Origin of the sequence: Actinoplanes sp. L3-i22, assembly GCF_019704555.1 — a bacterium.
GTDB lineage: Bacteria > Actinomycetota > Actinomycetes > Mycobacteriales > Micromonosporaceae > Actinoplanes.
In genome coordinates, this window is the sequence record NZ_AP024745.1 from 1,873,921 (window position 1) to 1,894,689 (window position 20,769).

Consider the following 20,769-nt stretch of genomic DNA (forward strand, 5'->3'; position numbering starts at 1 on the left):
GCTGAGCGACCTCGCCAATAGAAGAGGGGGCCCGGGTGTCAGACTCCTTCGTGCACCTGCACGTTCACACCGAGTATTCAATGCTCGACGGAGCGGCCCGGATCAAGGAACTCATCGGGGAGGCGAAACGGCTCGGCATGCCGGCCGCCGCGATCACCGACCACGGCAACATGCACGGCGCGTACGAGATGTACAAGCAGTCCAAGGACGCCGGGATCACCCCGTTGATCGGGGTCGAGGCCTACGTCGCGCCGGACTCGCGGCTGAACAAGACCAGGGTCAAGTGGGGCCGTCCGGAGCAGAAGAGCGACGACGTCTCCGGTAACGGTGCGTATACGCACATGACCATGTGGGCCCGGAACGCGGTCGGCCTGAAGAACCTGTTCCGGCTCAACTCGCGGGCCTCCATCGAGGGCCAGCTCGGTAAGTACCCGCGGATGGACTTCGACATCATCGCGGAGCACGCCGAGGGCATCATGGGCACCACCGGCTGCCCGTCCGGCACCGTGCAGACCCGGCTGCGGCTGGGCCAGTTCGACGAGGCGCTGAAGTCCGCCGCGCGGTACCAGGAAGCGCTCGGGAAGGACCACTACTTCCTCGAGATCATGGACCACGGCCTGTCGATCGAGAAGCGGGTCCGCGACGGCCTGCTGGAGATCGGCAAGAAGCTCAACATCCCGCCGCTGGTCACCAACGACTCGCACTACACGTACGAGGAGCAGGCCGCCGCCCACGACGTGCTGCTGTGCGTGCAGACCGGCAGCAACGTCGCCGACCCGAACCGGTTCCGCTTCGACGGCAACGGCTACTTCGTGAAGTCGGCCGAGCAGATGCGCGCCGTCGACTCCTCCGAGGCCTGGCAGGAGGGGTGCCGCAACACCCTGCTGGTCGCCGAGAAGGTGGACATCGACGGGATGTTCACGTTCAAGAACCTGATGCCCCGGTTCCCGATCCCGGACGGCTTCTCCGAGGAGGAGTACTTCCGGCACGTGGCGTACGAGGGGCTGCGCAAGCGCTTCCCGGCCGGCATCCCGGACACCCACGTCACCCAGGCCGAGTACGAGCTCGGCGTGATCATCAGCATGGGCTTCCCGGCGTACTTCCTGGTCGTCGCGGACTTCATCCAGTGGGCGAAGGACAACGGCATCGCGGTCGGCCCGGGTCGTGGCTCCGCCGCCGGCTCGCTGATCGCGTACGCCATGGCCATCACCGACCTGGACCCGATCCAGCACGGGCTGATCTTCGAGCGGTTCCTCAACCCCGAGCGCGTCTCGATGCCGGATGTCGACATCGACTTCGACGAGCGCCGGCGCGCCGAGGTGATCCGGTACGTGACCGAGAAGTGGGGCGACGACAAGGTCGCCCAGATCGCCACGTTCGGCACGATCAAGGCGAAGGCCGCGATCAAGGACTCGGCCCGGGTGCTGGGGTACCCGTTCGCGGTCGGCGACCGGATCACCAAGGCCATGCCGCCGGACGTGATGGGCAAGGGCATCACCCTCGGCGGCATCTTCAACAAGGACGACAAGCGCTACAACGAGGCCGGCGAGGTCCGTTCGCTGTACGAGACCGACCCGGACGTGAAGAAGGTCATCGACACCGCGCGCGGCATCGAGGGCCTGATCCGGCAGACCGGTGTGCACGCGGCCGGCGTGATCATGAGCGCCGAGCCGATCATCGACCACATCCCGCTGATGCGCCGGGCCGCCGACGGCGTGATCATCACGCAGTTCGACTACCCGACCTGCGAGGGCCTGGGCCTGCTGAAGATGGACTTCCTGGGCCTGCGGAACCTGACGATCATCGACGACGCGAACAAGAACATCGAGCTCAACCACGGCGCGCCGCTGGACCTGCTGGCGCTGCCGCTGGACGACAAGCCGGCGTACGAGCTGCTCACCCGCGGCGACACGCTGGGCGTGTTCCAGCTCGACGGCGGGCCGATGCGGTCGCTGCTGCGGCTGATGAAGCCGGACAACTTTGAGGACATCTCGGCCGTCCTGGCGCTGTACCGGCCGGGCCCGATGGGCGTCGACTCGCACACCAACTACGCGCTCCGCAAGAACAAGCTCCAGGAGATCACCCCGATCCACCCGGAGCTGGAGGAGCCGCTGCGGGAGATCCTCGAGCCGACCTACGGCCTGATCGTCTACCAGGAGCAGGTGCAGCGCGCCGCGCAGATCCTCGCCGGGTACACGCTCGGCCAGGCCGACCTGCTCCGCCGGGCGATGGGTAAGAAGAAGAAGGAGATCCTCGACAAGGAGTTCATCCCGTTCCGCGACGGTTGCCGCGAGCACGGGTACTCCGACGAGGCGATCCAGGCGGTGTGGGACGTGCTGGTCCCGTTCGCCGGCTACGCGTTCAACAAGGCGCACTCCGCGGCGTACGGCCTGGTCTCCTACTGGACGGCGTACCTGAAGGCGCACTACCCCGCCGAGTACATGGCCGGCCTGCTCACCAGCGTCGGCGACGACAAGGACAAGATGGCCGTCTACCTGGCCGAGTGTCGTCGGATGGGCATCCAGGTGCTGCCGCCGGACGTGAACCAGTCGGCCGGGCCGTTCACCCCGATCGGCAAGGACATCCGGTTCGGCCTGGGCGCGGTCCGCAACGTCGGCGGCAACGTGGTGGAGGCGATCGCCCGCTGCCGCAAGGAGAAGAGTGAGTACACCGACTTCTACGACTTCCTGTCGAAGGTGGACGCGGTGGCCTGCAACAAGCGGACCATCGAATCGCTGATCAAGGCGGGCGCGTTCGACTCGATGAAGCACAGCCGCAAGGGGCTGCTCGCCGTGCACGCCGAGGCGATCGACGCGTACGCCGGGGTCAAGCGCAACGAGGCGGCCGGCCAGTTCGACCTGTTCGGCGCGTTCGGCGACGAGAACGGCGGCTCCTCGGCCACGGTGGCGATGCCGACCATCCCGGACAGCGAGTGGGACAAGCGCGACAAGCTCACCTTCGAGCGGGAGATGCTCGGGCTCTACGTCTCCGACCACCCGCTCGCCGGGCTGGAGCAGGTGCTGCAGAGCAACGCGGACGTCAGCATCGCCGCGCTCAACGAGGACGGCACGGTCCAGGACGGGCAGATCGTCACGATCGCCGGCATTCTGACCGGCGTCCAGCGCCGGATCACCAAGCAGGGCCGGGCCTGGGCGTCGGCCACCGTGGAGGACCTCGCCGGCGGCGTCGAGACGCTGTTCTTCCCGAACACCTACGAGGTGATCGGCCAGTACATCGCGGAGGACGCGATCGTCGTGGTCAAGGGCCGGGTCGACCGGCGTGACGACACCCCGCGGATCATGGCGATGGACATGTCCATCCCCGATGTCTCGCACAACCCGGACGGCAAGCCGGTGGTGCTGACCATGCCGATCACCAAGGTCACCCCGCCGCTGGTCGACGAGCTCAAGGACATTCTGGCCAGCCACCCGGGCGACACCGAGGTGCACGTCCACCTGCAGAACGGGAAGCGGACCACGGCCGTCCGGCTGGTCGCCGCCCGGGTGGCGGCGACGCCCGCGCTGCGGGCCGACCTGAAGATGATCCTGGGTCCCGCGGCCGTCGCCTGACGCGCGGGCCGGATCTGGAAGGATCAGAGGGTGCAACCTGAGGAGCCCTTGACACCGCAACCGGTCGGGCCGTCCTGGTGGCGGCCGCAACAGACCAGCCGCCGGCCGTGGCGGCGGACGCTCGCCGTCGCGTTCGGCAGCGCCGCGGTGGTCACCGTGCTCGGCGCCCCGCTCGGGCTGCTCTGGCACCAGGTGTCGCCGTCGGTGCCGGTGATCGACGCCGGCGCCAACGGCATCGTGGTCAACGACCCGTCGCCGGAGCAGTACATCGCCGCCGACGGCTGGCTCACCCTGCTCGGGATCGGCTTCGCGCTGATCGTGGCGATGGCCGCCTGGATCCTGCTGCGGCGGGACCGCGGGCCGGCCCTGCTGCTCGGCGTGGTCGCCGGCGCGGCGGCCGCGGTGCGCTGGATCGCGGTCCCGATCGGCGAGCTGCTCGGCAAGGACGCCTACGAGCACTGGCGGGCCACGGCCACCCAGGGCGCGACGTACCTGGCGCCGCCGGCCCTGCACTCGGTCGGGCCGACGCTGGTCCCGCCGTTCGTCGCGGCGATCGTGCTGACCCTGCTGGCCGGTTGGTCGAACGACCCGGATCTGGACCAGCCGGGCGCGCAGCCCGGTTACGGCCCGAACCACGGGGAGTACGACTCCTACGAGTCGCCGGTGGTCAGTTCGGGCTGGCCGGCCGGGCCAGATCCGACAGCGGCACCGGCACCGCCCGCACCCGGGCCAGCAGACCAGCCTCACGGTTGAGCAGCCGCAGCTCGGCGCGCAGCCGGGCGGCGGTGTCCGGCGCGGCCAGCAGCGCGTGCCGTTCCTCGACGGTGAGCTGGGCGGTCGCGGCGACCAGGTGGGAGAGCACGGTCGGGTCGTCCGGCAGCTGGTCGAGGATGTCCGCACTCGGCCGGAGCAGCTCCAGGTAGGCCTGGAACGCCGTCAGGACCCGTGGTCGCAGCAGCTCGGCCAGCTGGTCCGGGGTCTCGTCGGGCAGCCACTCGACCCGCGCGGTCAGGTAGGCCTCCGGGCCCTGGCTCACCTCGAGCACCCGGAAGCGGCGGCGCCCGACGGTCATGATGTCGAACCGGCCGTCCGGCAGCTCGGTGACGTGCCGCAGCTCGGCGGTGCAGCCCACCTCGAACAGCTCGGCGGCGCCGACCGGCGTGGGCGGCGGGGCCGGACCGTCCCCGGGCTCGGGCGCGACCTCGGTGCCGTGCCGGAAGGTGACCACGCCGAACTCAGCCGGTGGCTCCGCCGGTTGGGCCTGCAATTCCCGCACGAGGGCGCGATAACGCTCCTCGAAGATGTGCAGGGGCAGCACCAGACCGGGAAAGAGCACCGTGCTCAGCGGGAAGACCGGCAGCCGATCGCTCACGCGTTCAGCCTAGTCGTCCGCTGACCTTGGTCAACCCGGTCGGTAAACGGGTCGCGGCGAGTCGGTCGTGATCGATACCGTGCCGCGATGCCATCGAACTTCGACTGTCTGGGTCTCGGCGGGCTCGATCGGGCCGCCTTCAACCGTCTGCTCAGCCCGATCATGGCCGAGTCCGAGCTGCTCGGCGAGCGGGACGGGCGGACCGTGCGGCGCTGGACCGACCCGTCCGGCGTCCGGCTGATCCTCACCCTGCGCGGCGACGACCTGCAGGAGATGCTGCCGTCCTTCGCCGGCACGCCCGGCGCCCGGCTGCGCGCCGCCCGGCGGGTCAACGACGAGATGATCGTCGCCGACGTGGTCGACGAGGAGGGCGAGCAGGTCACCATGCTGGCCGCCGCGGCCGAGCAGCTGCATCTGCTCGACGGGCCGCTGGACGGCCTCGGCTCGGTGGTCGCGCTGGGCGGCGGGGTGACCGTGCACGCGGACGAGGCGGCCTACCACGCGTCGGACGCGAGCATCCTGGGCACGCCGGAGGAGGGGAAGGAGCCGGTCCGGATGGGCGCCGAGTCGTTCATCTCGTACGGCGTCTTCGACCAGGCCGACGGCGAGCCCTACGCCCAGCTGGCCGGCGTGGTGCTGGCCGCCGAGCGCCGCCGGGTCCGGATCTCCGGCGGCGAGTTCACCGTGGCCCGGGTGCGCACCGCCGGTTTCGAGTCGGACGTCTGCCTGCCGGGCGACCTGCCCACCCCGGCCCCGGGCGCGGTCCTCGGCGGCGTCGTGTACCTGGTCGCCGACCTGCCCTTCGAGGCCACGCCCGAGCCGCAGCGCCGTGCCTGGTGGCGCAGGTGACAGATCCCAACGCCTGGGCCGGGCCGGTCGCGGCGACGGTCCGGCCGGGGCTGCCGCCTAGACTGGTGCCGTGCTGAATCGGATCGACCTGCGCGGCTCCCGCCGGGACCCGCGCGGTCTGCTGCCCCGTGCCCAGCTCGACGTCTCCGTGGCCGTCGAGAGGATTCGTCCCGTTGTCGAGGCGGTCCATGAGCATGGGTTCAGCGCGATCCGGGAGGCGACCGAGCGCTTCGACGGCGTGACGCTGGAGCGGCTGCGCGTGCCGGCCGAGGCGATCGCCGCCGCGGCCGAGACCCTCGAGCCGGAGGTCCGCGCCGCCCTGCTCGAGTCGATCAAGCGGGCCCGCAAGGTGCACGCCGACCAGCGGCGGACCGACGTCACCACCCAGGTGGTCGACGGTGGCACGGTGACCGAGCGCTGGGTGCCGGTCAGCCGGGTCGGGCTCTACGTGCCCGGCGGCCTCGCCGTCTACCCGTCCACCGTGGTCATGAACGTGGTGCCGGCCCAGGAGGCCGGTGTCGAGGGCCTGGTCGTGGCGTCGCCGCCGCAGGTGTCCAACAACGGCCTGCCCGATTCGCGGGTGCTGGCCGCGTGCGCGCTGCTCGGCGTGACCGAGGTCTACGGCGTCGGCGGCGCGCAGGCGATCGCGATGCTGGGCTACGGCTCCCGCGGCGCAGCCGCGCAATCAGGCTCTGCCGGTGCGGTCGATTTCGAACATTGCGAGCCGGTCGACGTGATCACCGGACCGGGCAACATCTGGGTGACCGCGGCCAAGCGGCTGCTGCAGGGCCGGGTCGGGATCGACGCCGAGGCCGGGCCGACCGAGATCGCCGTCCTGGCCGACGAGACCGCCGACCCGCGGCACGTCGCCGCCGACCTGATCAGCCAGGCCGAGCACGACCCGCTCGCCGCGAGCGTGCTGGTCACCGACTCGACGGCGCTCGCCGACGCGGTCGAGGCCGAGCTGGCCATCCAGGTCACCACGACCAAGCACGACGAGCGGGTGCGCACCGCGCTGGGCGGGGAGCAGTCCGCGATCGTGCTGGTCGACGACCTGGAGCAGGGGCTCGCGGTGGTCGACGCGTACGCCGCCGAGCACCTGGAGATCCAGACGCGGGACGCGCGGGCGTGGGCCATGCGGGTCCGGAACGCCGGCGCGATCTTCGTGGGCGCCTGGTCGCCGGTGTCGCTGGGGGACTACGCGGCCGGGTCGAACCACGTGCTGCCGACCGCCGGCTGCGCCCGGCACTCGTCGGGGCTGTCGGTGCAGTCGTTCCTGAAGGGCATCCACGTCATCGAGTACGACGAGGCGGCGCTGCGCGACGTCGCCGGTCACGTGGTGACGCTGGCGAACGCGGAGGACCTCCCCGCGCACGGGGATGCCGTGAAGGTGAGGTTCGACCGGTGACGACGATCGACGAGTTGCCGATCCGGGACGATCTGCGGGGCAAGTCGCCGTACGGCGCGCCCCAGCTGGACGTGCCGGTGCGGTTGAACACGAACGAGAACTCGTACCCGGTGCCGGAGGACGTGGTCGACGCGATCGGCAAGGCCGTCCAGGCCGAGCTGCGCGATCTCAACCGCTACCCGGACCGGGACGTGATCGCCCTGCGTACCGAGCTGGCGGCCTATCTCGGCCACGGGCTGTCCACGGCGAACGTGTGGGCGGCGAACGGGTCGAACGAGGTGCAGCAGCAGCTGCTCCAGGCGTTCGGCGGGCCGGGGCGGAAGGCGTTGGGCTTCGGGCCGTCCTATTCGATGCATCCGCTGCTGGCGCAGGGGACGGGCACCGAGTGGATCGGTGCGCTGCGGGACCCCGATTTCGGACTGAATCCCGAAAGAGCCGTCGAGGAAATCCGCAAGCACGACCCTGACCTGGTCTTCGTCTGCTCGCCGAACAACCCGACCGGGACAGCCCTCGACCCCTCGGTGATCGACGCGGTGCTGGAAACCGCACGCGGCATGGTGATCGTCGACGAGGCGTACACCGAGTTCGCCCGCCCCGGCACGGTGAGTGCGCTGAGCCTGCTCCCCGGACACCCCCGCCTGGTGGTGAGCCGGACGATGAGCAAGGCGTTCGGCTTCGCCGGCGGCCGCCTGGGCTACCTGGCCGCCGACCCGGCCGTGGTCGACGCGGTCCAGCTGGTCCGGCTGCCCTATCACCTGTCCGCGATCAGCCAGGCCGCCGCGCGGGCGGCCGTGGTGCACCGCGAGTCGCTGCTCAAGACCGTCGAGGCGATCAAGGAGCAGCGCGACCGGATCGTGGCCACGTTGCGGGGTCGCGGAGTCCAGGTGGCCGACAGCGATGCGAACTTTGTCCTGTTCAAGACGCGGCCCGATCAGAAGGCCGCGTGGCAGGCCTTCCTCGATCGCGGTGTGCTGATCCGCGACGTGGGCCTGACCGGCTGGCTGCGCGTCACCGCCGGCACCGAATCCGAGACTTCCGCATTTCTGCACGCCGCCGAGGAGATTCTGTGAGCCGCACCGGGCGGATCGACCGCGTTACCAACGAGACCAAGGTGCTCGTCGAGATCGACCTCGACGGCACCGGCAAGGGCGACCTGAGCACCGGCGTCGGCTTCTACGACCACATGCTCAACCAGCTCGCCAAGCACGGCGGCTTCGACCTCACCGTGCGGACCGAGGGCGATCTGGAGATCGACTCGCACCACACCATCGAGGACACCGCGATCGCGCTCGGCGAGGCCTTCGCGCAGGCGCTCGGCGACAAGCGAGGCATTCGACGGTACGGCTCGGCCACCATCCCGATGGACGAGGTGCTGGTCCGGGCGGCCGTCGACCTGTCCGGCCGGTCCTACGTGGTGCACGACGAGCCGCTGCTCACGCCGTACATCGGGCCGGTCTACGCGACCAGCATGACCCGCCACATCTTCGAGGCGTTCGGCCACGCGGCCAGGGTGACCCTGCACGTGGACGTGCTGCGCGCCTGCCGTCCGGGCGGTCACCCGGACGCGCACCACGTCGTGGAGGCCCAGTTCAAGGCGTTCTCCCGGGCGCTGCGCGAGGCCGTCGAGATCGACCCGCGGAACGCCGGCGCGCTGCCGTCGACCAAGGGCGTGCTCTGAGATGACGAACGTGGTGATCCTCGACTACGGGTCGGGGAATCTGCGCTCGGCGGAGCGGGCCGTCGCCCGTACCGGCGTGGAGGTCGTCGTCACCAGCGACCTGGACGCCGCGGCCGCAGCCGATGGTCTCGTCGTGCCCGGCGTCGGGGCCTACGCGGCGTGCATGGCCGGGATCCACGAGCTGGGCGCCGGTCCGATGATCGCCGCCCGGGTCGCCGCGGGCCGTCCGGTGCTCGGCATCTGCGTCGGCATGCAGATCATGTTCGACTCCGGGGTGGAGCACGGGGTGGAGACCAAGGGCCTGGGGCTGCTGCCCGGCTCGGTCACCCGGCTGCACGCCGAGCGGATCCCGCACATGGGGTGGAACACCGTCACGGTGCCGGCCGGCTCGAAGCTGCTCGCCGGGCTCGCTGCCGACACCCGGTTCTACTTCGTCCATTCGTACGCCGCACGGGATCTTGATCTGTTGCGGGATGCCGCCGTGACGATCGCGGCCCACGACCAGCCGTTCGCGGCCGTGGTGGAGGCGGGCGCCCTCAGCGTCGCCCAGTTCCATCCGGAAAAATCGGCCGATGCCGGATTTGAGCTGCTGCGCACCTGGGTCACCACGCTGCGATGAGAGAGCTTGCGAACGAATCCATGGACTCAGTCTTCAGCTCAGCGCGGCGCCGGAGCGCAGCGGAGGTGACGCGCTGAGCAAGGAACGTGCGCGACGGCGGGCCGAGCGGCTCGTCGTCGAAGAGCGAGAGAAGGCCGTCCGGGCCCGGAAAGTGGCCCGGCGGCAGCGACGTCGTGCCCTGCTCAAGAAGCTCGAGCTGCCGAAGATCGGCAGCGACGGCCGCCTCTACCAGCGCAGCCGGCGCCAGCGGGCCGGCATCGCGATCGTGCTGCTGCTGGCGATCGCCGCGGTCTGGATGTTCATCCCGGAGACGGCGCTGCGGATCCTGCTCACCGTCCTGCTAGTCCTGGCCGCCCCCGCGCTCGTCGTCGTGGTGCTCGGCCGCCGTTCCTCCTAGGGAGAAAAGTGACTCTTCAACTGCTGCCCGCCGTCGACGTCGCGGACGGTCAGGCGGTCCGCCTGGTCCAGGGCGCCGCCGGCTCGGAGACCGCCTACGGCGACCCGCTCGACGCCGCGCTGGCCTGGCAGAACGACGGCGCCGAGTGGATCCACCTGGTCGACCTGGACGCCGCGTTCGGCCGCGGCTCGAACGCCGAGCTGCTCGCCGACGTGGTCCGCCGCCTGGACGTCAAGGTGGAGCTCTCCGGCGGCATCCGCGACGACGAGTCGCTGACCCGGGCACTGTCCACCGGCGCGCAGCGGGTCAACATCGGCACCGCCGCCCTGGAGGACCCGGAGTGGTGCGACCGGATCTGCGCGGAGTACGGCGACCGCGTCGCGATCGGCCTCGACGTCCGCGGCCGCACCCTGGCCGCCCGCGGCTGGACCAAGGACGGCGGCGACCTGTACGAGGTCCTCGCCCGCCTGGACAAGGCCGGCGCCACGCGGTACGTGGTCACCGACATCACCAAGGACGGCACCATGCGTGGCCCGAACCTGGAGCTGCTCCGCGAGGTGTGCGCCGCCACCGACCGGCCGGTGATCGCCAGCGGTGGCGTCTCCACCCTGGACGACCTGCGCGCCCTGGCCACCCTGGAGTCGATCGGGGTGGAGGGCGTGATCGCCGGCAAGGCGCTCTACGCCGGCGCGTTCACCGTCCGACAGGCTCTCGACGCCCTGCTCGAGACCCGGTAGTCCGACTACCCGGACGATGAAGTAATTGTCGCTGGTGCTTAACGGTTCCCGCCCGCCAGGCTGGGAGCCATGAAGCCGCGTGACATCGCCCTGGCCGTCGCGGTAGCGGCGGTCTGGGGCGTCAACTTCGTCGTCATCGAGACCGGGCTGGACCACTTCCCGCCGCTGCTCTTCTCCGCCCTGCGCTTCGGCCTGGCCGCGTTCCCCGCGGTGCTGTTCGTCGGCCGCCCGCAGGTCCCGTGGCGCTGGGTCGCCGCCGTCGCGCTGATCCTCGGCGTGGTCAAGTTCTCGCTGCTCTTCGCCGGGATGGCGGCCGGGATGCCGGCCGGGCTCAGCTCGCTGGTCCTGCAGAGCCAGGCGATCTTCACGATGCTCTTCGCCACGCTCTTCCTGCGCGAACGGCCCCGCCCGGTGCAGATCGCCGGGCTGGCCGTGGCCGGCGCCGGCGTCGCCCTGGTCGCCACCCGGATGGGCACCGGCCTGCCGGCCTTCCTGCTGGTGATCGGCGCGGCGGTGGCGTGGGGCCTGTCGAACGTGGCCACCCGCCGGGCGTCCCCGCCGGACACCCTGCGCTTCATGGTCTGGGTCAGCGCGCTCGCGACCGGCCCGCTGATCGTGCTGTCGCTGCTGATCGACGGCCCGTCCGCGGACCTGGCCGCGCTGCGCGGGATCGACACCGAGGCGATCCTGGCGCTGGCCTACATCGCGTTCCTCTCCACGCTCGGCGGGTTCGGCGCGTGGGGCTACCTGATCCGCAGGCACGGCGCGGCCACCGTCGCCCCGTTCTCGATGCTGGTCCCGTTCTTCGGCATCGCGTCGGCGGCGCTGATCCTCGGCGAGCCGGTGCACGCGATCGACGTCGCCGGCGGGGTGCTGGTCGTCACCGGCGTGCTCGTGGGACTGGTCTCTTTCCGGCCGGTCCCGGTCGTTAGGGTGAACGCATGACGGTCGCGGTGCGTGTGATCCCCTGTCTCGACGTGGACGCCGGTCGGGTGGTGAAGGGGGTCAACTTCGTCGACCTCCGGGATGCCGGCGACCCGGTCGAGCTGGCCGCCGCCTACGACGCGGCGGGCGCCGACGAGCTCACGTTCCTCGACGTGACCGCGTCGTCCGACGACCGCGGGACGATGCTGGACGTGGTCCGGCGTACCGCGGAATCGGTTTTCATCCCGCTCACCGTCGGCGGCGGGGTCCGCTCGGTGGCCAACGTGGACGTGCTGCTGCGGGCCGGCGCCGACAAGGTCGGGGTGAACACCGCGGCGATCAACCGGCCCGAGCTGATCAGCGAGATCGCCGAGCGGTTCGGCAACCAGGTGCTGGTGCTGTCGCTGGACGTGCGCCGCTCCGCGGACCAGCCGTCCGGGTGGGAGGTCACCACGCACGGCGGGCGGCGCAGCGCCGGGCTGGACGCGGTCGAGTGGGCCGCCCGGGTCGCCGAGCTGGGCGCCGGCGAGATCCTGCTGAACTCGATGGACGCCGACGGGACCAAGGCCGGCTTCGACCTGGAGCTGATCCGGGCGGTCCGGGCGGTCGTCGACATCCCGGTGATCGCCAGCGGCGGGGCCGGGGCGGTCGAGCACTTCCCGCCGGCCGTCGCGGCGGGGGCGGACGCGGTGCTGGCCGCGAGCGTGTTCCACTTCGGCGACCTGACGATCGGCGAGGTCAAGCAGACCCTGCGCGACGCCGGCAATCCGATCCGCTGATCAACGGCCGTCAGCCAGCCGCATGCTGTACTCCCGCACCGCCGCGTTGTACGTCGCGTCCTCCAGCGCCCAGTCCGTGTAACCGGGCTCGGCGGCCCGGTTGAGCTGCGCCTGCAGGGTCATCACCGCGGACGACAGCCCGCTGAACGGCCGGGTCCGCCAGAGCTGCTCCCCGGCCGGGGCGACCTCGATGATGTCGTCCTCGACGGTGATCAGGCCGGCGCCGGCCAGGCGGCGCACGGACTCCTCGAGCTCGGTGCGCGCGGGCACGCTGTGGTGCAGGAAATCGGCCGCGGCCAGCAGATCGGCGAGCGTCGCTCCGGACACCGGCAGGGCGGCGTGCAGCGCCCGGTCGCGTTCCAGGCGCTCAGCGATGACCGCGGAGACGAAGATCCACGCGTCGTTCCAGTTCCAGCCGCCGGCCCCCATGCCGCAATGATGCCGTGTGGTCGGCATGTCCGGAAGCGAATGTGTCCGGATGATCACCGGCTCATGGCGGGGGTCAAAACAGGACGTTCATCTTTAGACAAGTGCATAGGCCGCACATCGGGGTCGACCCGTCTCAGTGTGCGGGCACCGCACCGATGTGCGGCTGGCGCCCACGCTCGGGCACCGTCAGCTTCGGCAGGAACAGGTGCACCAGCGGGCCGATGGCCAGCGCGTACGCGATCGTCCCCACCCCCGCCGTCCCGCCCAGCAGCATGCCGGCGCCGAGCACGAGCAGCTCGATGCCGGTCCGGATGACCCGGATCGACAGCTTCGGGAACCGCGCGTGCACCCCGGTCATCAGCCCGTCCCGCGGGCCGGGGCCCATCCGGCTGCCGAGGTACAGCCCGGTCGCGAACCCGTTCAGCAGGATCCCGCCGACCAGATCGCCGACCTTGGCCGGGATCGTCGCGCCGGCCGGCAGCAGGGCCAGCGCCGCGTCCGCGGAGAAGCCGACGATCACCAGATTGGCCACCGTGCCGACGCCCGGGCGCTGCCGCAGCGGGATCCAGAGCAGCAGCACCGGCACGCCGACGAGCAGCACGATCCAGCCGAAGCTGATCCCGGTCGCCTCGGACAGTCCCTGATGGAAGACGTCCCACGGGTTCAGGCCGAGCCCGGATTCGATCATCAGGGCCATGCTGGCGCCGTAGAGGACCAGTCCGGCGAGAAGCTGTGTGACGCGTCGAACCAGGATCATGCTGCCACTCTCGATGCCAATTCCGCGATGTTAAAGTGCCAATCGTCGGGAGGTGGCTATGACCACGTCGGTTCGCGGGGACCAATTGGCCCGGTTGCTCGGTCGGTGGCACTCGTTGCCGGGCCGTCACCGGAGTCCGGACTATGCCGCGCTGGCCGCCGCCGTGCGCGGGCTGCTGGCCGACGGGCGACTGCCCCTCGGGGTGCGGCTGCCCGCCGAGCGGGAGCTCGCCGAGTCGCTCGGCGTGAGCCGGACGACGGTGTCCGCGGCGTACCGGGCGCTGCGCGAGAGCGGCCACCTGACCAGCCGCCGCGGCGCCGGCAGCTGGACCACGCTGCCGAACGGGCACCGGGTCGCCACCTCCGGCCTGTGGACCCCGGACGACGACCTCGACATGATCGACATGGGGGTGGCCGCGTCCGCCGCGCCGGTCGAGCTGGTCCCGGCCGCCCGCGCCGCCGCCGAGGAGCTGCCGCGGTATCTGGGCAGCGCCGGCTACCACCCGACCGGCCTGGCCGAGCTGCGCGCCGCGGTCGCCGAGATGTACACGAACCGGGGCGTGCCCACCTCCACCGAGCAGATCCTCATCACCAGCGGCACCCAGCAGGCGCTCGACCTGGTCCTGCGCCTGACCGTGCCGGCCGGCGCGCCGGTCCTGGTGGAGACGCCGACCTATCCGAACGCGCTGGCCGCACTCTCCGCCCGGCGCGCCCGGATCAGCACGCACGGCATGGACACCGCCACCGGCTGGGACGGCGAGCTGCTGCTCGGCGCGCTCCGGCAGACCCGGCCGCGGCTCGCCTACATGATCACCGAGTTCCAGAACCCGACCGGCCACCTGATGCCCGCCGACCTGCGCGAACGGATGGTCGCCACGGCCCACGCGGCCGGCACCGAACTCGTCGTCGACGAGTCCTTCGTGGACCTGCCACTCGACGATCCGGAGATGCCGCCGCCGGTCGCGGTCTTCGACCGGCACTCCCGGGTCCTGTCGATCGGGGGGATGAGCAAGCCGTACTGGGGTGGCCTCCGGATCGGCTGGGTGCGCGCGTCGGCCCCGCTCGTCCAGCGCCTCGCCGCGATCCGGGTCGGCGTCGACATGGCCAGCCCGGTCCTGGAACAACTCGTCGCCGTCCAACTGTTGCGCCTGGCGCCGTCGATCGTCGAGGCCCGCCGCGCCCAGCTCCGATTCCGCCGGGACGCGCTGGTCACGGCGTTGCGCGAACAGCTGCCGGAGTGGCGCTTCTTCGTCCCCGGCGGCGGCGTCACGCTCTGGGCCGAGCTCGACGGCCCGATCTCCAGCACCCTCTCCCGCGCCGCCGAGGACGTCGGCGTCCGCCTCGCCCCGGGCCCGCGCTTCGGCCTGGACGGCACGCTGGAACGCTTCCTGCGCCTGCCCTTCACCCTCCCCGCGGATGACCTGGTCGAAGCGGTCCGCCGGATCGCCTCGGTCCGCCACGACCTCGACCGCGGCGCCCGCCCCAGCTGGCGAACCCCCTCAGTGATCGCCTGACCAGCTCTTTCCCCAAAACCTTCAAGATCAAATTCTTCTTTGCCTCGGTCCGCCGGGGTACAGATCGTCGCTCCCGCGGGGACCCTTCCGGGCCTCGCAGGGCGCGGGGCGCCCAAAAACGCGAGGCCCTCCAGGGCGGCGTCCGAGGGTGGTTGCGGTTTCAAAGGACCCACGCGACGCCGCGCCCCACACCTCGCTCCGGCCGCACCTCCCGGCCCAGCCCGCCCGCGCCCGCGCTGCCCGCCCGAGCCGCCCGCTAGCGCCCGCCAGCGCCCGCCCGCGCCAGCGCCCGCCCGCGCCAGCGCCCGCCCGCGCCAGCGCCCGCCCGCGCCAGCGCCCGCCCGCGCCAGCGCCCGCCCGCGCCAGCGCCCGCCCGCGCCAGCGCCCGCCCGCGCCAGCGCCCGCCCGCGCCAGCGCCCGCCCGCGCCAGCGCCCGCCCGCGCCAGCGCCCGCCCGCGCCCGCGCCTGCTCCCGCGCCGCCCGAGCCGCGCCTCGCCCGGCCGCGCGCCGGCCGGCTCCGGCTGGTTCTTACGTTGTTATCGGGCTCTGGAACGACCTCGGGTGCCGGCCGGAGAGCGCGGTGCGGAGGGACGGCGGCTGGTCAGGCGGTTGGGCCCTGGTAGAGGCCGAAGCGGTTGCCGTCGGCGTCGAGCAGGGTCGCGATCAGGGGGCCGCCGACGTCGTGGATCGAGCGCTCCTCGGTGGCGCCGGCCGCGAGCAGCGACTCCACCTCGGCCGCGATGTCGTCGACGTGCCAGAAGACGACCGGGCCGGCGGCGACGTCACCGTGCGGGTCGAGACCCAGCTCCGGGCCGCCTTCGGGCCGGAAGCCCACGTAGTAGGGCGCGTCGGCATACGGCTCGACCCCGAGCAACCTGGTGTACAGGGCCTTGGCAGCGTCCAGGTCCTTGACCGGGACGGTGATCGTGCGGATCGGCATGTCTCCCCCTTCGTCACGTCGGACCCGTGCAACGTATGACGGACTCCGGCCGGGGCGGGCGACGATGAGCGAATCCGGCCGGTGCGCCCGGCTCTTCCGGGCCCGGGAACAACGGCGAAAGCCGGCCGGCCGCGATGCGGAAGCGCACCCGGTCGTCCGGGTGGTCGATGAGGGCCGGCCCGCGCCGCCGGCCGGACCCCGGCGGCGCTCGCGTGGGTCCTTTGAAACCGCGACCACCCACGGACATCGCCCTGGAGGGTCTCGCGTTCTGGGCGCGCCAGCGCCCTGCGAGGCCCGGAAGGGTCCCCGCGGGAGCGACGATCTGTACCCCGGCGGACCGAGGCAAAGAAAGGTTTCAAGCAGCAGAAAGGCCGCCTCCGAGAGCAGAGGCGGCCGTTCCGGAACGGGCTAGATCTGGGCGAGCGAGCCCTCGTACATCTTCTCGATCTGGCCGGCGAAGTTGGTCTCGACGCTGCGGCGCTTGATCTTCATCGACGGCGTGATCTCGCCGTTCTCGATGCTCAGGTCGCGGGGCAGGATGGTGAACTTCTTGACCGTCTCCCACCGGTTGAGCTTGCTGTTCAGCTCGGCCAGATAGCCCTCGACCAGCTTGTGCGTCTCCGGCGCGGCGACGATCTCCGCGTAGCTCTTGCCGGCGAGCGGCCCGTCGGCGGCCCAGCCGGCGATCGCGTCCTCGTCCAGGGTGATCAGCATGGTGACGAAGTTGCGGGACTGGCCGACGACGATCGCCTGCGACGTGTAGGGACAGACGGCCTTGAACGCGCCCTCGATCGCGCTCGGCGCGATGAACTTGCCGCCGGACGTCTTGACCAGGTCCTTCTTGCGGTCGGTGATGCGCAGGAAGCCGTCCGCGTCCAGCTCGCCGATGTCGCCGGTGCGCAGGAAGCCGTCCTCGGTGAACGCTTCCGCGGTCGCCTCGGGCAGGTTGTGGTAGCCGCGCATCACCGGCGCGCCGCGCAGCAGCACCTCGCCGTCGGTGTCGATGCGGACCTCGAGGTCGCCGAGCGCCTCACCGACCGAGCCGATCTTGAGGCGGCCGTGGCGGTTCACGAAGTTCGCCGCGGAGGCCTCGGTCATGCCGTAGCCCTCCAGGATCGGCAGGTTCGCCGCGGCGAAGAACTCGGAGATGTCCCGGCTGAGCGCGGCCGAGCCGCTGACCAGCACGCGCAGGTTGCCGCCGAGCCGGGACTGCAGCTTCGAGAAGACCAGTTTCTCGGCGACCGCGTACTGCGCCTTGAGGCCGGCCGGGACCGGCTTGCCGGCCTGCTCGAGGGCGACCTTCTTCTTACCGGTCGCGACGGCCCAGGTGAAGATCTTCGGCTTCAGGCCGGAACCGGAGAGGCCGCTGGTGACGGTCTTGTTGTAGACCTTCTCGAAGATCCGCGGCGGGGCGCACATCAGCGTCGGCCGGATCACGCCGAGCAGGTCGATCAGCTTGTCCACCCGGCCGTCGACGTAGGTCGGCACGCCCACGTGCACGATGCCGCAGAGCAGCGTCTTGCCGAACGCGTGCGACATCGGCAGCCACAGGTAGTGCAGGTCGGTGGGGGAGAACAGGCCGGTGCTCTCCTGGGCCACGCCCTCCCAGGTCCAGGCGCGGTGCAGCAGCTCGACGCCCTTGGGGCGGCCGGTGGTGCCGGAGGTGTAGATCAGCGTCGCGATGTGGTCCGGGGTCAGCTCGGCGACCACGTCGTCGATCAGGCCCGGGTCCCGCTTGAGGGCCGCGGCGCCCAGCTCCTCCAGATCGGCCAGGGTGATCTGCGGCGGGGTGGCGCCGGCGTCGGCCGCGCCGTCGATCAGCACGACCTTGGTCAGGCTGGTCGTCGCGCCGGCGATCTTCAGCGCCTGCTTCGGGTTCTCCGCGATCAGCACCTTCGACCCGGAGTCGGACACGATGAACGTGGTGTCCTCCGGCTCGGTGGTCGGGTAGACCGTGGTGGCGGCCGCGCCGGCGGCGTTGATGCCGAGGTCGGCGAGGACCCACTCCAGCCGGGTGCTGGACAGGATCGCGACCCGGTCCTCCAGCCCGACGCCGAGCTCGCGCAGCCCGGCGCCGATCGCCGTGGCCCGCTCACCCACCTGGCGCCAGGTCAGCCAGCTCATCCCGGAGTCGTCCGCGTTCGGCCCGGCGAACGCCCGCGCGTCGGGGGTCTTGGCCACGCGCTGGAACAGCATGTCCGGGATCGACCGGTAGGGAACCTCGAGAGCCATCAAGCGCCGCCTTCAAAACCTCAACGGGGGGACGTAACGTCGTTGTTACCGCAGGGTAATGGGATGGCGGTGACACGGCTAGAGCGCCCCGGAAACTGACGTCAATCCTAGTCGCTACGGTGAGCCCATGGCTTTCCTGGTGATCGGCGGGACGGGTGTCGACACCGTGGTCCCGGTGGCGGATCTGCCGGTGCTCGGCGCGGACTCGGCGCGGCCCCGCGGCCCGATCGAGGACCATGTCTCGCACACCGGCACCTGCGTGGCCCTCGGGCTGCGCGCCCTGGGCGAGTCCGTGCAGGTCATCGACACGATCGGCGACGACGGCCCGGGGCGCCGGGTGATCGCCGCGTTCCGCGAGTGGGACATTCCGCTGCGGGTCGTGCCGGCCGCCGGCGGGACCCGGCGGGCGGTCAACCTGATGAGTCCGGACGGCCGGCGGCTGTCGCTGTACGACGGGCGGGACGTGCCCGGCTACCGGTTGCCGGTGGCGTACTACGAGCCGCTGCCGGCCGGGATCCGGCACGTGCACGTGACGATCATGGACTGGGCCCGGCATCTGCTGCCGTCGCTGCGGGCGGCCGGGGTGACCATCTCCACCGACCTGCACGACTGGGACGGGGCGAACCCGCACCACCGGGACTTCGCGCTCGGCGCGGACGTGGTGTTCGTCAGCGGGGTGGCCCTGCGGGACGGCGCGGCCCGGCGGATCCTGGCCGACGGGGTGGCCTCGCACGTGGTGGTGACCCGGGCCGCCGCCGGGGCGGACCTGTTCACCCGGGCCGGGATGACGCACCGGGACGCGGCCGACCCGGGCGGGCCGATCGTGGACTCGAACGGGGCCGGGGACGCGTTCGCCGCCGCCTTCCTGACCGCGTGGACCGCGGGGAAGAGCGACGGCGAATGCCTGGCGGACGGGACGGTCGCGGGCGCCTACGCCTGCACCCGGACGGTCGGGGCGGATGCGTTCGTCACCGCGGAGGAGTTACGGACGAGAAGCGGACGGCTGTCAGAGCAGTGAGACGGCGGGGCTGCCGAGCAGCGACACCGCGGGATTGGTGAGCAGCGAGACGTCGCCGCCCGGGTTGAGCAGGGACACGCCCGGGTCCTTCGCGGCCGCCGGACCGGCCGCCACCCCGAGCGCACTTGCCACCACGAGCAGCACCACCGCTGCCCGGAACCCGCCACGTCGGATTCTCATGTCATCCCCCTCGAGTTTCTTACTGAGCTACTGATGCTCCGTTCCTGAGCGTAGGCGCGGAACTACGCTGCCGGGCATCCTGGTTTGTCTATACCGTCGAGGCGTGGATCTGGTGATCGAGACCGGTCCGGGCCCGGGCGGGACGACCGCCGCGGTGTACCGGGCGTTGCGCGCGGCGATCGCGGACGGCCGGCTGCCCGCCGGGCACCGGCTGCCGGCCAGCCGCGCGCTCGCCGCTGACCTGGGCGTCTCCCGGGGCAGCGTGGCCGGGGCGTACGAGCGGCTGGTCGCCGAGGGGCACCTGACCGCGCGGGTCGGGGCGGGAACGTTCGTCGCCGCGGCCCGCGCGCCCCGGAAGACCCCGCGCCCGGTGGCCGACCCGCTGCGGCCGAGCCCCGGCTGGGCGGTCGACCCGGTGCCGACGAGTGGGGACGGGCCGCCCCCGCGGTACGACTTCCGGGTCGGCATCCCGGACGCCGGGCTCTTCCCGTTCGACACCTGGCGGCGGATGGTCGCCGCCGAGCTGCGGCTGCGGGCCAACGGGCCGGGGACGTACGCCGATCCGTACGGTCACCCGGCGTTGCGGGCCGCGATCGCCCGCTATCTCGGGTACGCCCGCTCGCTCCGGGCGACCGCCGGCGAGGTGCTGGTCACCAACGGGGCGCAGCACGCGTTCGACCTGATCGGCCGGGTGCTGCTGCGGCCCGGGGACACGGTCGCGATGGAGGAGCCGGGATACCCGCCGGCCCGGGCGCTGTTCGCGTCGCTCGGCGCGCGGGTGGCCGGCGTCCCGGTCGACGGCGAGGGGCTGGTGGTGGACGCGCTGCCGGCGCACGCGCGGATCGTCTACGTCACGCCGTCGCACCAGTTCCCGCTCGGGCCGGTGCTCAGCCTGGACCGCCGCCGGCAGCTCCTGGACTGGGCGCGGCGCCGGCAGACCGCGATCGTGGAGGACGACTACGACAGCGAGTTCCGCTTCGGCAGCCGTCCGCTGGAGCCGTTGCGGGCGCTCGACCAGTGCGAACGGGTGCTCTACGTGGGGACGTTCTCGAAGAGCATGCTGCCCACGATCCGGACCGGGTTCATCCTCACCCCGCCCGGCCTGCGGCCCGCCCTGGCCACCGCCCGGCAGCTCACCGACGGCCACGGGCAGGTCGCCGTGCAGGCGGCGCTGGCCCGCTTCATCGAGGAGGGCGAGCTGGCCCGGCACGTGCGGCGCGCCCGGCGGGAGTACGCGGCCCGGCACGATCGGATCGTGGCGTTCCTGGGGCGGCTGCCGGGGTTGGACGTGGTGCCGTCGGCGGCCGGCCTGCACGTGACCGCGCTCGGCTCGCTCGTGACCGACATCTCCGAGAAATCGCGGCAACG

At 71.9% G+C, this 20,769-nt stretch carries 19 protein-coding genes and 1 pseudogene; 14 read left to right on the top strand and 6 right to left on the bottom strand.

Annotated elements, in window-relative coordinates; all coding sequences use genetic code 11:
• The first annotated feature begins 35 nt into the window (after window positions 1–35).
• Together dnaE and L3i22_RS08645 are read left to right on the top strand one after the other, a co-directional pair.
• Window positions 36–3,569, top strand: coding sequence for a DNA polymerase III subunit alpha (gene dnaE / locus L3i22_RS08640; RefSeq protein WP_221326448.1), 3,534 nt, complete (start codon window positions 36–38; stop codon window positions 3,567–3,569).
• A gap of 30 nt (window positions 3,570–3,599) precedes the next feature.
• On the top strand, window positions 3,600–4,322 hold the full coding sequence (locus tag L3i22_RS08645; protein ID WP_255658055.1) for a hypothetical protein: 723 nt from the start codon (window positions 3,600–3,602) through the stop codon (window positions 4,320–4,322).
• Here the strand turns inward: L3i22_RS08645 and L3i22_RS08650 are convergent.
• Window positions 4,237–4,941 carry an LON peptidase substrate-binding domain-containing protein gene (locus L3i22_RS08650; protein ID WP_221326449.1) on the bottom strand — a complete coding sequence of 235 codons (705 nt, stop codon included), beginning with the start codon at window positions 4,939–4,941 and terminating at the stop codon, window positions 4,237–4,239. The two genes, L3i22_RS08645 and L3i22_RS08650, sit on opposite strands and share 86 nt — an antisense overlap.
• 87 nt (window positions 4,942–5,028) lie before the next feature.
• On the opposite strand from L3i22_RS08650, the gene L3i22_RS08655 reads away from it, so the two are divergent.
• From L3i22_RS08655 to hisF, 9 genes are all read left to right on the top strand, one after another.
• On the top strand, window positions 5,029–5,790 hold the full coding sequence (locus tag L3i22_RS08655; RefSeq protein WP_221326450.1) for a hypothetical protein: 762 nt from the start codon (window positions 5,029–5,031) through the stop codon (window positions 5,788–5,790).
• Between the two features lie 70 nt (window positions 5,791–5,860).
• Window positions 5,861–7,198, top strand: a complete 1,338-nt coding sequence (hisD, locus tag L3i22_RS08660) for a histidinol dehydrogenase (protein ID WP_221326451.1) — start codon at window positions 5,861–5,863, stop codon at window positions 7,196–7,198.
• Entirely contained in the window at window positions 7,195–8,268 is a 1,074-nt protein-coding gene (locus L3i22_RS08665; RefSeq protein WP_221326452.1) for a histidinol-phosphate transaminase, read from the top strand. The genes hisD and L3i22_RS08665 overlap by 4 nt, the downstream gene beginning before the upstream one ends.
• Window positions 8,265–8,876 (top strand): imidazoleglycerol-phosphate dehydratase HisB, encoded by a 612-nt coding sequence (hisB, locus tag L3i22_RS08670; RefSeq protein WP_067704411.1) that lies wholly within the window; start codon window positions 8,265–8,267, stop codon window positions 8,874–8,876. Before L3i22_RS08665 ends, hisB begins: the two co-directional genes overlap by 4 nt.
• Before the next feature lies 1 nt (window position 8,877).
• Window positions 8,878–9,495 carry an imidazole glycerol phosphate synthase subunit HisH gene (gene hisH / locus L3i22_RS08675; protein WP_221326453.1) on the top strand — a complete coding sequence of 206 codons (618 nt, stop codon included), beginning with the start codon at window positions 8,878–8,880 and terminating at the stop codon, window positions 9,493–9,495.
• Window positions 9,496–9,646: 151 nt separating this feature from the next.
• Window positions 9,647–9,892 (top strand): hypothetical protein, encoded by a 246-nt coding sequence (locus tag L3i22_RS08680; RefSeq protein ID WP_370644418.1) that lies wholly within the window; start codon window positions 9,647–9,649, stop codon window positions 9,890–9,892.
• Between the two features lie 8 nt (window positions 9,893–9,900).
• Window positions 9,901–10,629 carry a bifunctional 1-(5-phosphoribosyl)-5-((5-phosphoribosylamino)methylideneamino)imidazole-4-carboxamide isomerase/phosphoribosylanthranilate isomerase PriA gene (gene priA / locus L3i22_RS08685; RefSeq protein WP_221326454.1) on the top strand — a complete coding sequence of 243 codons (729 nt, stop codon included), beginning with the start codon at window positions 9,901–9,903 and terminating at the stop codon, window positions 10,627–10,629.
• A gap of 69 nt (window positions 10,630–10,698) precedes the next feature.
• Window positions 10,699–11,574, top strand: coding sequence for an EamA family transporter (locus L3i22_RS08690; protein WP_221326455.1), 876 nt, complete (start codon window positions 10,699–10,701; stop codon window positions 11,572–11,574).
• Window positions 11,571–12,332 (top strand): imidazole glycerol phosphate synthase subunit HisF, encoded by a 762-nt coding sequence (gene hisF / locus L3i22_RS08695; protein ID WP_221326456.1) that lies wholly within the window; start codon window positions 11,571–11,573, stop codon window positions 12,330–12,332. Before L3i22_RS08690 ends, hisF begins: the two co-directional genes overlap by 4 nt.
• Here hisF and L3i22_RS08700 read toward each other — a convergent pair whose 3' ends face one another.
• A complete protein-coding gene (locus tag L3i22_RS08700) occupies window positions 12,333–12,788 on the bottom strand; it encodes a hypothetical protein (protein ID WP_255658056.1) in 456 nt (151 codons plus the stop codon).
• A 106-nt stretch (window positions 12,789–12,894) separates the two neighbouring features.
• On the bottom strand, window positions 12,895–13,518 hold the full coding sequence (locus L3i22_RS08705) for a YitT family protein (RefSeq protein ID WP_221326457.1): 624 nt from the start codon (window positions 13,516–13,518) through the stop codon (window positions 12,895–12,897).
• Window positions 13,519–13,576: 58 nt separating this feature from the next.
• On the opposite strand from L3i22_RS08705, the gene L3i22_RS08710 reads away from it, so the two are divergent.
• Window positions 13,577–15,031, top strand: a complete 1,455-nt coding sequence (locus L3i22_RS08710) for a PLP-dependent aminotransferase family protein (protein ID WP_221326458.1) — start codon at window positions 13,577–13,579, stop codon at window positions 15,029–15,031.
• A 601-nt stretch (window positions 15,032–15,632) separates the two neighbouring features.
• Here the strand turns inward: L3i22_RS08710 and L3i22_RS08715 are convergent.
• Window positions 15,633–15,971, bottom strand: coding sequence for a VOC family protein (locus L3i22_RS08715; protein WP_221326459.1), 339 nt, complete (start codon window positions 15,969–15,971; stop codon window positions 15,633–15,635).
• Window positions 15,972–16,379: 408 nt separating this feature from the next.
• Window positions 16,380–18,203, bottom strand: coding sequence for a long-chain fatty acid--CoA ligase (locus L3i22_RS08720; protein WP_221326460.1), 1,824 nt, complete (start codon window positions 18,201–18,203; stop codon window positions 16,380–16,382).
• Between the two features lie 127 nt (window positions 18,204–18,330).
• On the opposite strand from L3i22_RS08720, the gene L3i22_RS08725 reads away from it, so the two are divergent.
• Window positions 18,331–19,221, top strand: coding sequence for a carbohydrate kinase family protein (locus L3i22_RS08725; protein ID WP_221326461.1), 891 nt, complete (start codon window positions 18,331–18,333; stop codon window positions 19,219–19,221).
• Here L3i22_RS08725 and L3i22_RS08730 read toward each other — a convergent pair.
• Entirely contained in the window at window positions 19,210–19,401 is a 192-nt protein-coding gene (locus L3i22_RS08730) for a hypothetical protein (protein WP_221326462.1), read from the bottom strand. The two genes, L3i22_RS08725 and L3i22_RS08730, sit on opposite strands and share 12 nt — an antisense overlap.
• A 154-nt stretch (window positions 19,402–19,555) precedes the next feature.
• Here L3i22_RS08730 and L3i22_RS08735 point away from each other — a divergent pair.
• Window positions 19,556–20,728 (top strand): annotated as a pseudogene (locus L3i22_RS08735) (PLP-dependent aminotransferase family protein); the annotation flags it as partial.
• Window positions 20,729–20,769 lie beyond the last annotated feature (41 nt).

Bases quoted from the DNA above. Each gene is read 5' to 3' on its own strand.
- L3i22_RS08720 (WP_221326460.1), bottom strand. From the start codon at position 18,203: ATGGCTCTCGAGGTTCCCTACCGGTCGATCCCGGACATGCTGTTCCAG.
- L3i22_RS08705 (WP_221326457.1), bottom strand. From the start codon at position 13,518: ATGATCCTGGTTCGACGCGTCACACAGCTTCTCGCCGGACTGGTCCTC.
- hisH (WP_221326453.1), top strand. From the start codon at position 8,878: ATGACGAACGTGGTGATCCTCGACTACGGGTCGGGGAATCTGCGCTCG.
- L3i22_RS08655 (WP_221326450.1), top strand. From the start codon at position 5,029: ATGCCATCGAACTTCGACTGTCTGGGTCTCGGCGGGCTCGATCGGGCC.
- L3i22_RS08690 (WP_221326455.1), top strand. From the start codon at position 10,699: ATGAAGCCGCGTGACATCGCCCTGGCCGTCGCGGTAGCGGCGGTCTGG.
- L3i22_RS08700 (WP_255658056.1), bottom strand. From the start codon at position 12,788: ATGCCGACCACACGGCATCATTGCGGCATGGGGGCCGGCGGCTGGAAC.
- L3i22_RS08710 (WP_221326458.1), top strand. From the start codon at position 13,577: ATGACCACGTCGGTTCGCGGGGACCAATTGGCCCGGTTGCTCGGTCGG.
- L3i22_RS08730 (WP_221326462.1), bottom strand. From the start codon at position 19,401: ATGAGAATCCGACGTGGCGGGTTCCGGGCAGCGGTGGTGCTGCTCGTG.
- L3i22_RS08725 (WP_221326461.1), top strand. From the start codon at position 18,331: ATGGCTTTCCTGGTGATCGGCGGGACGGGTGTCGACACCGTGGTCCCG.
- hisF (WP_221326456.1), top strand. From the start codon at position 11,571: ATGACGGTCGCGGTGCGTGTGATCCCCTGTCTCGACGTGGACGCCGGT.
- L3i22_RS08715 (WP_221326459.1), bottom strand. From the start codon at position 15,971: ATGCCGATCCGCACGATCACCGTCCCGGTCAAGGACCTGGACGCTGCC.